The sequence below is a fragment of the Rhizobium sp. KNZ2-6A genome (assembly GCF_056755475.1).
This window is the reverse complement of the sequence record NZ_JBNDIC010000040.1, coordinates 20,145-32,901: the sequence shown is the minus strand read 5'-3', so window position 1 is coordinate 32,901 and position 12,757 is coordinate 20,145. Positions and strand designations below refer to the sequence as shown.

Genomic DNA, 12,757 nt, shown 5'->3' with positions numbered 1-12,757 from the left:
TATCGCCAATGGGATGGGAAGCACTCGGGCAATGGGGTGAAGACGCTGTTCGTGTCGAACCCCTCAGCGGTGGTGTTGCGAACGACGTCTGGAGCGTTCGCGTCAACGGGCAGACTGCGGTCGCCCGTCTCGGCTCCAGGACGGATGCTGATCTCGCATGGGAAACCGGGCTACTCCAACGCCTCGAGCGTGCAGGCATGACTGTCCCAGTGCCGATCCCAACGACAGACGGGCGCCTGTTTGCCGACGGTCTGGTGGTGATGAAATACATCGAAGGCGGACCGCCAGAGACGAAGTCCGACTGGCGTCGCGTCGCCGATACGCTGCGCGAACTGCACCGATTGACGCAGGGCTGGCCACAGCGCCCCGGTTGGAAATCCTCGACTGATCTCCTGCATGCCGTAACCGGCACGAGGGTCAATCTTGCCGCGATGCCGCCGGAGGGCGTTACTCGATGTCGAGCAGCGTGGGCGCGGCTCGCAGGGCGTCAGACATGCGTGGTCCACGGCAATCCAAGCAATCCTCACAACATCCGCATGACTGGGGATCGCGTCGCGTTGATCGATTGGGATGAGTCTCGCGTCGACGTCTCCGACCTCGATCTGGTGCTGCCCGACAACGCTGCCGATCTCGACGACGCAGCCTATGATATCGCCGCGCAGGCGTCTGCCGCATGGGAAGCCACCGTTTGCTGGCAGGACGACTACGCAGTCAAGCGGCTCGCTGAAGTTCGAGCGGTCTGAGCGGTTTCGGCGGATCGCTGCGTCGTATCCTGGTCCGGCGACTATGTGAGGCAAACTGCGGGCTTGGCCGAGCGTATCCCTGGATTTCGTATCCGGACAGCTATTTCGCGTCTGTGACCTTTCTAAAGGTGAAGGCTGTCACCTAACGCCCAGCCGGGGTGCCATTTGTGGCGGCCCATCCAATCGCCTGATCAACTGCCGATTTTTTCCGCATCAGGCGAAAGAAAAAGAAAGCTGTTTCTTAAATAACTTAAAATCTATGTTTTTTATAGACTATAGCGCTCGATGGTCGGCATCGGACGTAAACATGGATGAAACGGCATGTCTTATCTCCTTAGCCTTCTCGACAAGAGCCCGATCGAACAGGGACTGAATGCCACCGATGCGCTTGGCGCCACGACGCGTCTGGCGATAAGGGCCGAAGAGCTTGGCTATCATCGCTTCTGGGTCGCCGAGCACCACAATATGGCGAACCTCGCCAGTTCGGCACCCGAGGTCCTGATTGCCTATCTTCTCGCCCGCACCTCGAAGATCCGCATCGGCTCCGGCGGCGTGATGCTGCAGCATTACAGTGCCTACAAGGTCGCCGAGGCTTTCAACCTCCTGGCCTCGCTGGCGCCCGGCCGTATCGATCTTGGCGTCGGCAAGGCGCCGGGTGGGTTTCCACTCTCGACGCGCGCATTGCAGCGCGCTTTCGATCCTGAGAAGAAGCCGGATTTTGCCGAGCAACTCTCCGACATCAACACCTATCTTGCCGCCGATCCTCATTCCGACGGCGCACTGGCGACGCCGTTCCCGCCGCGTTCGCCCGAGCGCTTCCTGCTTGGCGCCAGCGTCGAAAGCGCAAAGCTTGCCGCGGAGAAGGGCTGGAGGCTGGTGTTCGCCGGCCACCTGAACGGCGATCCCGAAAACCTGCGAAATACCTTCGAAGCCTACGGGAATGCGACGGGCGGCAAGGTGCCGATCCTGGCGCTCGCCGCCTTCGCCGCCGAAAGCGAGGCTGATGCTCGCGCGCGCATCGGCCAGCTGCGCATCGTCAAGCTTTTCCTGCCCAATGGGCAGAGCGTGAACGTCGGCACCCAGGAACAGGCGGCGGAGTTCGCGCGCCAGGCGGGCTTCTCGGACTTTCGCACCGAGGAAAAAGTGCCGAGCGTACTGCATGGTACGGCAGCGCAGGTTCGCAACGAACTTGACGCTCTCCATCGCCGCTACGGCGTCGAGGAATTCGTACTCGACACGCCGGCGCTCACAGCAGCCGAACGGCTCAACTCCATAGAATTGCTCGCCAAAGAACGCCTTTCCCTTGTTGCCTGAACGGCCTGTCCCAGGAGGATCAATCATGGCTCAAAAACACGTCACTTTCGGTATCATGCTGCAAGGCCCTGGCGGCCACATGAATGCCTGGAAGCACCCAAGCGTCCCGGCCGACGCCAGCACCAATCTCAACTTCTTCGTCAAGACGGCCCGCAAGGCGGAGGATGCAGGCATTGCCTTCGCCTTCGTCGCCGACGGGCTTTATATCAACGAACAATCGATCCCGCATTTTCTCAATCGCTTCGAGCCGCTGACCATTCTGTCCGCGCTTGCCGCCTTTACGACGAAGCTCGGCCTGGTCGGCACGGTTTCGACTTCCTATAGCGATCCCTTCACCATCGCCCGGCAGTTCGCTTCGCTCGATCTCATCAGCGGCGGCCGCGCCGGCTGGAATGCGGTAACGTCGCCGCTCGAAGGCTCCGGCCGCAATTACAGCCGGGAGCACCCCGAGCATGAGCTGCGCTATGAGATCGCCGACGAATATCTCGACGCCATCAAGGGCCTGTGGGACTCCTGGGATGACGATGCCTTCGTGCGCGACCGCGAGACCGGCGTTTATGCCGACAAATCCAAGCTGCATCGCCTGAACCACAAGGGCCGGTTCTTCCGCATCGAAGGTCCCCTCAATATCGGCCGATCCAAGCAGGGCCAGCCGGTGGTATTCCAGGCCGGCGCCTCGGATTCCGGCATCCGGCTCGCGGGCAAGCATGCCGATGCGGTCTTTACCAATGGCGGGCCGCTCGAAGATGCAAAGATCTTCTACAAGCAGGTGAAGCAGAGCGCGATCGCGCATGGCCGCAGTGCCGCCGATGTCGGCATCTTTCCCGGTATCGGCCCGATCGTCGGCGCGACCCAGGAGGAGGCGGAGACTAAGTATCAGGCAATCCGCAACCTCGTCACCATCGAGGAGGCACTCGCCTATCTCGGCCGCTTCTTCGATCATCATGATTTCGGCGCCTATCCGCTCGATGAGCCGTTCCCTGATCTCGGCGACATCGGCCGCAACAATTTCCGCGCCACGACGGATCGGATCAAGAAGACCGCGCGCGAGAAGGGGCTCACCCTGCGCGAAGTGGCGCTCGATGCGGCAACACCGCGAACCTCCTTCATCGGCACCGCCGAGCATATAGCCGGCGAGATCATCCGCTGGGTGGATGAAGAAGGCGCGGATGGCTTCATCCTCGGTTTTCCGGTGATCGGGGAAGGCTTCGACGATTTCTCCAGGCATGTCCTGCCGATCCTGACGGAGCGCGGTTACTTCGATCCCACGCTGAAAGGCGAGACGCTGCGCGACCATCTTGGCCTGCCATTCCGCGAAAGCCGTTATGCGGCGGAGCAGGATGGCATCGAACCCGCAAAGGCCGTAGGCGCCTGAGCCCGGACGATCACCATGAACGCCATCATCAAGCCGCCGTCGGTCGCGGATCAAGTCGAGACAGGGATCGCCGCCTATCTCGATGAAATCATCGCGCTGAGGCACGACCTGCACCAATATCCCGAGCTCGCCTTCCAGGAGCACCGCACCGCCAAGAAGGTCGCCTCGTTGCTTTCGGACTGGGGCTACGAGGTTGCGACAGGTATAGCCGGCACGGGTGTCGTCGCGACCCTGAAGCGGGGCGAGGGGCAGCGCAGCCTCGGCATCCGTGCCGACATGGACGCATTGCCGATCGAGGAGGCAGCTGGCCTCGACTATGCGAGTGCCAATCCCGGCGTCATGCATGCCTGCGGTCACGATGGGCATACGTCGATCCTTCTGGCCGCCGCCCGCTATCTCGCCGAAAGCGGCAATTTCAGCGGCACCTTGCGGCTGATCTTCCAGCCGGCCGAGGAGATCGGCGCGGGTGCGCGCAAGATGCTGTCGGAAGGGCTTTTCGATCGCTTCCCGGTCGATGCGGTCTTCGGGCTGCACAATTGGCCGGGTGTCCCGGCGGCACAATTTGGCTTCGTTGCCGGCCCGGCAATGGCTTCCGTCGACCAGGCCGTGATCAAGATCGTCGGAAGGGGCGGTCATGGCGCCGAGCCGCATCGTGCGGTCGATCCCGTGCTGGCTTCGGCCTCCTTCATCACAGCGCTTCAAAGCGTCGTTTCCCGTAATATCGATCCGCAGGATATGGCGGTTGCGACCGTGGGATCCATTCACGCGGGCTCGGCTTCGAACGTCATTCCCGAAAGCGTCGAGATGAAGCTCACCATGCGTGCCTTCAGCGAACAGGTGCGCGCGAGGTTGCAGGAGCGGATTCCCGCGCTGGCGCGGGCGCAGGCGGAAAGCTTCGGCGCTGTGGCCGAGGTCAATTACCGGCTCGGTTTTCCAGCACTCGTCAATCATGCCGATGAAACCGCCTTCGCCCGCAATGTCGCTTTGCAGACGCTCGGGAATGCCGCGGTGGAAACGGATTTCCGGCCGCGGACGGCAAGCGAGGATTTCGCCTTCATGCTGGAGGCAAAGCCGGGGAGCTATCTCTTTGTCGGCAATGGCGACAGCGCCCCCCTGCACAGCGCCCAATACGATTTCAACGACGCGATCATTGCGCCCGCAGCCCGCTACTGGGTGCGGCTCGCCGAAACCTTCCTCGCGGATGACAACAGGTGACGACCGACATGAGCGATACGTTTCTCTATACGACCCCGCTCGATCCACGCGCCAAGCCGTTGATCGACGAACTGATCCAGGAATATGACAGCCGCTACGGCAATTATTTCAATGCCGAAGGGGCGGCGGCCGAACTCAATCGCTATCCGCCGGAGGCCTTCGCGCCGCCAGATGGCAACTTCCTGCTCCTCTTGCGGGATGGCGAGACGATCGGCGGCGGAGCCTTCAAGCACTATGACGACCAGACCGCCGAATTCAAACGGATCTGGACCCGGCACGATCTGCGCCGTCAGGGCTTAGCACGAACGCTGCTGGTGGAATTGGAAGCCCAGGCAGGGCGGCAGGGTTATCGCCGCATCTATCTGACGACAGGCTTCCGCCAGCCCGAGGCGGTCGGCCTCTATCTGACCAACGGCTACACCGCGCTCTTCGACACGTCAGCCGATCCGGAAATCTACAAGAGCCTGCCTTTCGAGAAGGATATCAGCCACCTGGCCTTGTCCTATGTCGCCGAAGCTTCCGGTTCGCCGCAGCGTCTGGCCGCTGCCGGCCGATAGCGGCGAACCGGATCAATCACAATCATAAGGGGTAAGCATCATGGCGCTGACGACGGAGTTTGCAGGTGTCGATCGAGGCACCGGAGCCGCCGAGACGAAGACTGATTATTCGCGTTATCGCATCGTGCCCGCAAGGCATCCCGGACGCGCGGCCGGCACGATCTTTGCCACGCTCGTCATAGCCGTCGTCCTGTATTCCACCTTCACCAATCCGCGCTGGGGCTGGGGTGTCTTTGCCGAATGGTTCTTTGCCGAGCCGGTTCTGGTCGGTCTCGGCAGGACTTTGCTTCTGACGGCGCTTGCGGCAGTGTCGGGCTCCATTCTCGGCACCGCGCTGGCGCTGGCACGCGTATCGAAGTCGCCGCTGCTCGCAAGCCTCTCCTGGGGCTATATCTGGTTGCTGCGTTCGATCCCGATGATCGTCTTATTGTTGGTTCTCAACAATCTCGGCTATCTCTATGAAACTATTAGGATTGGTGTTCCTTTCACCGACAAGACCCTGTTCGACTATCCGACCACGCAGCTGCTGACGCCGTTTGCGGCGGCCTTCCTCGGATTGACGCTAAACCAGTCGGCTTTCTTCGCCGAAATCGTTCGCGGTGGTATCCTTTCGGTCGACCAGGGGCAGTTGGAAGCGGCCGCCGCCCTCGGCCTGCCGCGTCGCCGTCAGGCGTTCCGCATCGTCCTGCCGCAGGCGATGCGCTCCATCCTTCCCACCGGCTTCAACGAGATCATCGGCCTCGCCAAGAGCACGTCGATGGTCTACGTGCTCGCTTTGCCGGAACTCTTCTACACGGTGCAGGTCATCTATCGCCGCAATCTGGAAGTCATTCCGCTGCTGATGGTGGCGACCGTCTGGTATCTCGTCATCATGACGGTGCTGTCCATCGCCCAGCACTACATCGAGCGTTACTTTTCCAAAGGTGCGGTGCGCAATCCGACGCCCCTGCCATTCCAGTCCTATTTCCAGCGCCTGCGCCGCGCGCCGTCGGTCACATCCGCAAGGGCAAGCGGTGTGACGCTTGGAAGCCAGAAGGGTGCCGCCGACTGGCGTGCCAAGGGCGGTGCTGTCCGCATCCATGGCATTTCGAAGAGCTTCGGCACGCTGAAGGTCCTAGACGATATCGAGCTCAACCTGCCGGCGGGCAGCGTGACGGCGATCATCGGCCCATCGGGTTCGGGAAAATCGACCCTGCTGCGCGCCATCAACCATCTGGAACGCGTCGACAGCGGTTTCATCTCCGTCGACGGCGACCTCGTCGGCTACACGCAGAAGGACGATGTACTCTATGAGCTTAAGGAAAAGGATATTCTGAAGCGCCGCACCGACATCGGCATGGTCTTCCAGAACTTCAATTTGTTCCCGCATCTTACTGTTTTAGAAAACATTATTGAGGCACCGATCCAGGTTCGGGGATTGAGCCGCGACGACGCCATCGCTTTTGCGCAGGAGCTGCTCGCCCGCGTCGGGCTGAGCGACAAGATCGACGCGTATCCTCGTCAGCTCTCAGGCGGCCAGCAGCAGCGCGTCGCCATCGCCCGTGCCTTGGCACTGCGGCCGAAGGTGCTGCTGTTCGATGAGCCGACCTCGGCACTCGACCCTGAACTCGTCGGCGAGGTGCTTGACGTGATCAAGGAACTGGCGCGCACCGGCACGACCCTCGTGATCGTCACTCACGAGATTGGTTTTGCCCGCGAGGTCGCAGACACTGTCGTCTTCATGGAAGGCGGGCACATTATCGAGACCGGCGTGCCGGCGCAGGTCTTCAACGATGCGAGACACGCGCGCACCCGCGCCTTCCTCGCCAAGGTTCTCTAGCAGTCACAGGCAGCATTGGACGCTCTGGCTTAACAGGCGTTCGGACAATGACAAAAAGGTAAGCAACCTATAATTGAAAAGGAGAAGGGAAATGGCATTCATTGAGAGAGCGAAATATGTCGTCGCCGGCGTTCTGACGGCGGTCGCGATGAGTTGCACCACAGCAACCGCTGCCGAAAAGTTCAATCTGAGCCCGGATACGTCCAATCGCGTCCGCGCGGAGAAGGACGAGGCAGCGATCAAGGCGATCGCGCCGGGCTTTAAATTCGTCAATCCCGGCAAGTTCACCGTCGCGATCAACGCTTGGGATCCGCCGATCGCTACCTATGCGACCGACGCCAAGACCGTCGTGGGTGCCGATCCGGATATCGCGCAGTTGCTCGCCGATTCCCTCGGGCTTCAGCTCGAGCTGGTGTCGGTTGCCTGGGAAGACTGGCCGCTCGGCGTCTCCTCCGGCAAGTATGACGCCGTCATTTCCAACGTAACGGTCACGGAAGAGCGCAAGCTGAAATTCGATTTCTCCACCTATCGCAGGGATGTGCTCGGCTTCTACGTGAAGGCCGACAGCAAGATCACCTCGATCAAGGAACCCAAGGATGTCGCGGGTCTCAAGGTGATCACCGGTGCCGGCACCAACCAGGAGAAGATCATTCTCGAATGGGACCGGCAGAACGTGGCGGCGGGTTTGAAGCCGATCGACGTACAGTATTACGACGACCGTGCCGCCGCGGATCTCGCGCTGCAGTCCGGCCGCGCCGACGTCGAATTCAATCCGAACGCGACGCAGGCTTATAAAGCCGCCATCAACGGCACCAGGAAGCTCGTCGGCACCGTCTCGGGCGGCTGGCCGCTGACGGCCGAAATTGCCGTCACGACCAAGAAGGGCGCAGGGCTTGCCGATGCCCTCACGCTGGCCATCAATGATCGCGTCAAGGACGGCAAGTATGGCGAAGTGCTGAAGCACTGGAGCCTGACCGCCGAAGGGGTCGATCAATCCAAGACCAACCCCGCGGGCCTGCCGAAGAGCGGCTCGTAATGTTGGTCGGGCGGACCGGCGCCGGTGGGGCCCGCGCCGGTCCGCTCCCATCCATCGCAATTGGAGATACAGGTTCCGTGACCATCCGTACTACTTTCAGAACTATGCTTGCCGCCGCAGTGGCAGTTGCCTTGACCGGTTTTGCTCCAGCAATGGCAGCCGAAGACTTCGATCTGAGCCCGGAACAGCCCGGACGCATCCACGCGGTGAAAGATGAAGCGGCGATCGCCGCCATCCCCAAGGAGTTCAAGTTCGTGACACCAGGCACCTTCACCGTCGCGGTCGCGCCAGGTGGCTCGCCGCTTGCGACCTATGCGACGGACGTGAAGACCGTGATCGGCGCCGATCCCGATTATGCCTATGCCGTTGCCGATGCGCTCGGCCTCAAGCTCGAGCTGGTGCCGGTCGCCTGGATCGATTGGCCGCTCGGGCTGACCTCGGGCAAATATGATGCCGTCATCTCCAATGTCGGCGTCACCGAGCAGCGCAAGGAGAAGTTCGATTTCTCCACCTATCGGCAGGGCCTACATGGTTTCTTCGTCAAGACGGATAGCAAGATCTTGTCGATCAAGGAGCCGAAAGATGCCGCCGGCCTGCGCATCATCGTCGGTGCCGGCACCAATCAGGAGCGCATCCTGCTGAAATGGAGCGACGAAGACGTCAAAGCTGGCCTGAAGCCGATCGAGCTGCAATATTACGACGACGATGCGGCAAGCCTTCTGGCCCTCCAGTCCAATCGCGCCGATGTCATCGTGCAGCCGCACGCCCAGCTCGTCTACATCGCCGCCCGCGACAAGAACATCAAGCGTGTGGGAACGCTGAGCGCCGGCTGGCCGGATCGCTCGGATGTCGCGATTACCACGCGAAAGGGCAGCGGTCTTGCGGCGGCGCTGACGCTTGCGACCAACGGGCTGGTCAAGGATGGCACCTACGCAAAGATCCTCGATCATTGGCATCTTGCCGAGGAGGCATTGCCGAAATCGGAAACCAATCCGCCGGGCCTGCCGAAATTTTGAGGAGACAGCCGCATGAGCCGCCAAGCCCCATCGATCAGCCATATCGGCTTCCTCACGCCAGGCAATTATCCGGATGAAGATCCGCTCGCCGGCCTGGAGCAGACCCTGCAATTGCTCGAACACGGCGAAGAGCGGGGGTTCAACAGTGCCTGGGTTCGCCAGCGGCATCTCGAGCCCGGCATTTCCTCGGCGAGTGCCTTTCTCGCTGCCGCGACGCAGCGTACGCGCGCCATCGAGCTTGGCACCGCGGTCATACCCATCGGCTATGAAAGCCCCTATCGGCTTGCCGAGGATCTGGCGACCGTGGATGTGCTCTCACGCGGACGATTGAACATCGGTCTCAGCGCCGGCCGTCCGCTGCATGCGGATCTGATCGGGCCTCTCGCTTTCGACGGCGATTGGGAGAGCCACGATTTCTCCCATCAGCGGGTGCTGCGCTTTGCCGACAATCTGAAGGGGACGTATGTCGGCAATCATGATACGCTCATCAAGACGCCGTTCGGCCCGCAGCGTCCGCGCCTCCAGCCCTATGCGAAAGGGTTGATCGATCGCATCTGGTATGGTGGCGGCTCATTGCGCTCGGCCGAATGGGCCGGCCGCAACGGCTTCAATCTGCTGATCGGCAACGTCACGACGGGCGAGCAGACAGACGATTTCTTCGTTGCGCAATCGCGCCAACTGGAAACCTATCGCGCGTCGGGAGGCGACACGAGAAGGGTGGCACTCGGGCGAGTCATCGTGCCCTTCGACAGCGCCGATGCGATCACGCGCAAACGCTATATTGACTATGCCGCCGGCCGCCACGAGCGCACGCTCTCGCCGCAGGGCGAGCGGCGCACGCTGTTCGCCCGCGATATCGTCGGTTCATCCGATGAGATCCTCGAACGTCTACGCAAGGATCCGATCCTGCCCCATGTCAGCGAATTCCGGCTGGAACTGCCTTACGAATTCCACGATGAGGAATATCGGCAGATCCTCCATGATTTTGTGACGGCGATCGCGCCGGAGCTTGGCTGGAAAGAAACCGCGCTCCTGCGGCGGTCCGCATCCTGAGGTCGATATGGTTGTGGGACCGGGCAGGCTATAAGCTGCCCGGTCTTTATGGTGCCGTGCGATGAGATCCCTCAGCCGATCGGCGAGGTAGCGGCTTCGCTGCCTTCGAGGATTTGTTTTGCAAGCCGAAGCGCGCCCTCATGCGTCGCGACGAGATCCATTCTCGTGCCGAAAGCCTTCGTCGCTAGTGCCATCTGCACTTGCATCGCCGCCCGCTTGATGGGGTTGGCCTCGATCCCGATCACCGCCCTGCAAATCGCCGCAAGCGCCGTCTTGTTCTTCTTCAGCCATATGCCGCGGACCTTGCGGTCCTCATGATCTTCGGCTGCCTGGTCGCCATCCATGATGACGACGAAGGGCATGGCGATGGCAAGCATGGCGTCCATCTCCCGCTCCCATTGTGCGGCATAGCCCGGCTGCACGGATCTCGCCGATTGGCGCACGATCGGCCACAGGGAGACATCGTGAAAGATGAAGCTAGTTGTCTCGATTGTCATGCTATTGTCCTCAAGCGATCTTGTCGGTCATTGCTGCAAACAGCATTGCGGCGCCGCGTTCCGATGTATCGATGGCGCGGCTCGCCCGTTCGCGCATGTCGGCCTCGTAATCGAGCAAGGCCGTACAGACTGTCTTGGTTTCCTTGCCGGCCTCGGCCAGTACCTGCGCCAGCATGCGGGCGTCTTCGAGGGCGGTATTGGCGCCAAGGCCGCCGGCGGGGCTCATCGCGTGGATGGCATCGCCCAGGAGCGTGACTGCGCCGAACGGCCAAAGGGCGTCGGGGCGTCCGGTTCTGATGGGGAGCGCCGCCACGGCTTCGGTCTTGCTCCGGCTGATGATCTGCCTCAGCTCCGGCCGCCAGCCGCGCATGACTGAACTCAGCAACACAGGCAGATCCTGCGTGTGATCGTAGGTCTCCAACCCCAGTTTTTGGCGGGGACCGATCAGCGCCCAGTAGAGATAATCACTCACCGGCGTCAGTCTGCAATCCGGGGCAACACCGGCGGCAAATTTCGGAAAGTCGTCGCGGAAGCGCATGACATCGAAGATCGCCGTGCACCCATCTGCAAAGATTACCGTCGTTCCGTCCCCAAGCAGGTCGGCGGCATCGTTCAGCGGCATTTCGCTCTTGCCGTAAACACAAATGGAACCCGTATCCGAGGGCTCGGCATAGGGTGCCAGCTGGCGGCGAACTTGCGAGTTCACGCCGTCGGCACCAACGAGCAGGTTGCATGAAACCGGGGCGGCACCTTCGAACTGCACTTCGACGCGGCCGTCATCCGTACGGCGATAATGGGTAAAGGCTTGTCCGAAATGAACGTGATCCTCGATCCCCGACAGCAGGATTTCGCGAAGGGTCAGGCGATTGACGCTCAGGTCAGCGTCGTCTTCATCCTCACCGGTATCCCAACTCGTCGGCGTGCGCCCCGTGACGGGCAGAAGCTGAGGGGTCAGGAAGCAGGCGGATCGAGGGCTTGTCGAGGCAGTCGCTCGAAAGAGGTCAAACAGAGCGATCGGCAGGCATGATGCCAGCGCTTGTTGTCCGTTTGCGTCGATACGAATGCGATAACCTTGCAGGCGGCTATCGGCCGCCGGATCGCGTTCGTATACGTCAAAACGGATACCGGCGCGCTTCAATCCCTGTGCGAGGCACAGGCCCCCGAGACCCGCGCCGATGATGACGACATGAAAGTCCTGCATGGGTCTTCTATTCCATTCACTGGTAGATTTCGATCTTGCGAGAGAAAGATAGCCCAGCGCGGCCAGAGTATGATAACGACATTCGGACTATAAATATTGCAAAACGGCCAAACGAAGCATGGACATCGAAGATATCGGCGAACGTGCCGACGGGCCGCCGCTCATAGCTTTCTGGGGGTCGGACGAACCCGGTAGCGCCTTCCGTCTCGGCACCCTGGAATATGACTGGCATGCGCATGCGCGCGGGCAACTCTTCTGCATCGAAAGCGGCTTGGTGCGCGTTGATACGCCCGAAGGCTCGTGGCTGCTGCCGCCGCAGCGCGCCGGCTGGATTCCGCCAGGGGTCAAGCACAAGGCCGGGATCAATGGCGTGCTGAGCGGCTGGGGCATTCTCTTGACGCCCGGCGCCAGCGCCGGTTTGCCGACGACACCCTGCGTTCTCAGCGTCAGCGATGTGCTGCGAGCATTGGTGCGCCGGGCGACGACATGGCATTGGGAGGAAAAGCTTTCGTCGCAACAGCGCCGCCTTGCGGCTGTTTTATTGGACGAGGTGCGGGCCGCCCCGCGCGAAAGCCTGCATTTGCCGATGCCGGCGGATCGTCGCGTGCTCCGTATCGCGGAAGCAGTGCTGCGGGATCCGGCCAGCGAAGAAACTTTTCATGCGCTGGCGCAACGGGCGGGCATATCCGAGCGCTCGGCCAGGCGCCTTTTCAACGCGGAAACGGGAATGTCCTTTGCCAGTTGGCGGCAGCAGGCGCGGCTGCTGCTGGCGCTTGAACATCTGAGCGCCGGAAACCCGATCGCGGAGGTGGCCGACAGCCTGGGATATGCAAGTGCCAGCAGCTTCATCGCCATGTTCAGGAAAGCATTCGGCCTGTCGCCGCGCCGCTATCTTACTGTTCGGAAATCTTGATCTCGTTACAATTTTCGA

The 12,757-nt window shown here is 61.4% G+C and carries 12 protein-coding genes; 10 read left to right on the top strand and 2 right to left on the bottom strand.

What is annotated here, in order from left to right; translation table 11 throughout:
- Positions 1–8 precede the first annotated feature (8 nt).
- From ACPYOP_RS23935 to ACPYOP_RS23895, 9 genes are all read left to right on the top strand, one after another.
- Positions 9–743 (top strand): phosphotransferase enzyme family protein, encoded by a 735-nt coding sequence (locus ACPYOP_RS23935; RefSeq protein ID WP_481412767.1) that lies wholly within the window; start codon positions 9–11, stop codon positions 741–743.
- 321 nt (positions 744–1,064) lie between these two features.
- Positions 1,065–2,057 (top strand): LLM class flavin-dependent oxidoreductase, encoded by a 993-nt coding sequence (locus tag ACPYOP_RS23930; protein ID WP_481412766.1) that lies wholly within the window; start codon positions 1,065–1,067, stop codon positions 2,055–2,057.
- Positions 2,058–2,082: 25 nt separating this feature from the next.
- Entirely contained in the window at positions 2,083–3,432 is a 1,350-nt protein-coding gene (locus ACPYOP_RS23925) for an LLM class flavin-dependent oxidoreductase (RefSeq protein WP_481412765.1), read from the top strand.
- 15 nt (positions 3,433–3,447) lie between these two features.
- Positions 3,448–4,647, top strand: a complete 1,200-nt coding sequence (locus ACPYOP_RS23920; RefSeq protein WP_481412764.1) for a M20 aminoacylase family protein — start codon at positions 3,448–3,450, stop codon at positions 4,645–4,647.
- The gene (locus ACPYOP_RS23915) at positions 4,644–5,204 is read left to right on the top strand and encodes a GNAT family N-acetyltransferase (protein WP_481412763.1); all 561 of its coding nucleotides are present in this window, start codon (positions 4,644–4,646) and stop codon (positions 5,202–5,204) included. Before ACPYOP_RS23920 ends, ACPYOP_RS23915 begins: the two co-directional genes overlap by 4 nt.
- A gap of 40 nt (positions 5,205–5,244) precedes the next feature.
- The gene (locus ACPYOP_RS23910) at positions 5,245–7,023 is read left to right on the top strand and encodes an amino acid ABC transporter permease/ATP-binding protein (RefSeq protein ID WP_481412762.1); all 1,779 of its coding nucleotides are present in this window, start codon (positions 5,245–5,247) and stop codon (positions 7,021–7,023) included.
- Between the two features lie 91 nt (positions 7,024–7,114).
- Positions 7,115–8,059 (top strand): ABC transporter substrate-binding protein, encoded by a 945-nt coding sequence (locus tag ACPYOP_RS23905; protein ID WP_481412761.1) that lies wholly within the window; start codon positions 7,115–7,117, stop codon positions 8,057–8,059.
- Positions 8,060–8,163: 104 nt separating this feature from the next.
- On the top strand, positions 8,164–9,075 hold the full coding sequence (locus ACPYOP_RS23900) for an ABC transporter substrate-binding protein (RefSeq protein WP_481412794.1): 912 nt from the start codon (positions 8,164–8,166) through the stop codon (positions 9,073–9,075).
- Positions 9,076–9,087: 12 nt separating this feature from the next.
- Positions 9,088–10,128, top strand: a complete 1,041-nt coding sequence (locus ACPYOP_RS23895; protein ID WP_481412760.1) for an LLM class flavin-dependent oxidoreductase — start codon at positions 9,088–9,090, stop codon at positions 10,126–10,128.
- A gap of 71 nt (positions 10,129–10,199) precedes the next feature.
- Here ACPYOP_RS23895 and ACPYOP_RS23890 read toward each other — a convergent pair whose 3' ends face one another.
- Both ACPYOP_RS23890 and ACPYOP_RS23885 read right to left on the bottom strand, forming a co-directional pair.
- Positions 10,200–10,625 (bottom strand): hypothetical protein, encoded by a 426-nt coding sequence (locus ACPYOP_RS23890; RefSeq protein WP_481412759.1) that lies wholly within the window; start codon positions 10,623–10,625, stop codon positions 10,200–10,202.
- 10 nt (positions 10,626–10,635) lie between these two features.
- Complete coding sequence (locus tag ACPYOP_RS23885) at positions 10,636–11,826, bottom strand: FAD-dependent oxidoreductase (protein WP_481412758.1); 1,191 nt, start codon at positions 11,824–11,826, stop codon at positions 10,636–10,638.
- Between the two features lie 118 nt (positions 11,827–11,944).
- Between ACPYOP_RS23885 and ACPYOP_RS23880 the strand changes: the two genes are divergently transcribed.
- Entirely contained in the window at positions 11,945–12,739 is a 795-nt protein-coding gene (locus ACPYOP_RS23880; protein WP_481412757.1) for an AraC family transcriptional regulator, read from the top strand.
- The last annotated feature ends 18 nt before the right edge of the window (positions 12,740–12,757 follow it).

Coding starts and splice junctions, on each gene's coding strand:
- ACPYOP_RS23935 (WP_481412767.1), top strand. CDS start 9: ATGGGATGGGAAGCACTCGGGCAATGGGGTGAAGACGCTGTTCGTGTC.
- ACPYOP_RS23930 (WP_481412766.1), top strand. CDS start 1,065: ATGTCTTATCTCCTTAGCCTTCTCGACAAGAGCCCGATCGAACAGGGA.
- ACPYOP_RS23925 (WP_481412765.1), top strand. CDS start 2,083: ATGGCTCAAAAACACGTCACTTTCGGTATCATGCTGCAAGGCCCTGGC.
- ACPYOP_RS23920 (WP_481412764.1), top strand. CDS start 3,448: ATGAACGCCATCATCAAGCCGCCGTCGGTCGCGGATCAAGTCGAGACA.
- ACPYOP_RS23910 (WP_481412762.1), top strand. CDS start 5,245: ATGGCGCTGACGACGGAGTTTGCAGGTGTCGATCGAGGCACCGGAGCC.
- ACPYOP_RS23905 (WP_481412761.1), top strand. CDS start 7,115: ATGGCATTCATTGAGAGAGCGAAATATGTCGTCGCCGGCGTTCTGACG.
- ACPYOP_RS23900 (WP_481412794.1), top strand. CDS start 8,164: ATGCTTGCCGCCGCAGTGGCAGTTGCCTTGACCGGTTTTGCTCCAGCA.
- ACPYOP_RS23895 (WP_481412760.1), top strand. CDS start 9,088: ATGAGCCGCCAAGCCCCATCGATCAGCCATATCGGCTTCCTCACGCCA.
- ACPYOP_RS23890 (WP_481412759.1), bottom strand. CDS start 10,625: ATGACAATCGAGACAACTAGCTTCATCTTTCACGATGTCTCCCTGTGG.
- ACPYOP_RS23885 (WP_481412758.1), bottom strand. CDS start 11,826: ATGCAGGACTTTCATGTCGTCATCATCGGCGCGGGTCTCGGGGGCCTG.
- ACPYOP_RS23880 (WP_481412757.1), top strand. CDS start 11,945: ATGGACATCGAAGATATCGGCGAACGTGCCGACGGGCCGCCGCTCATA.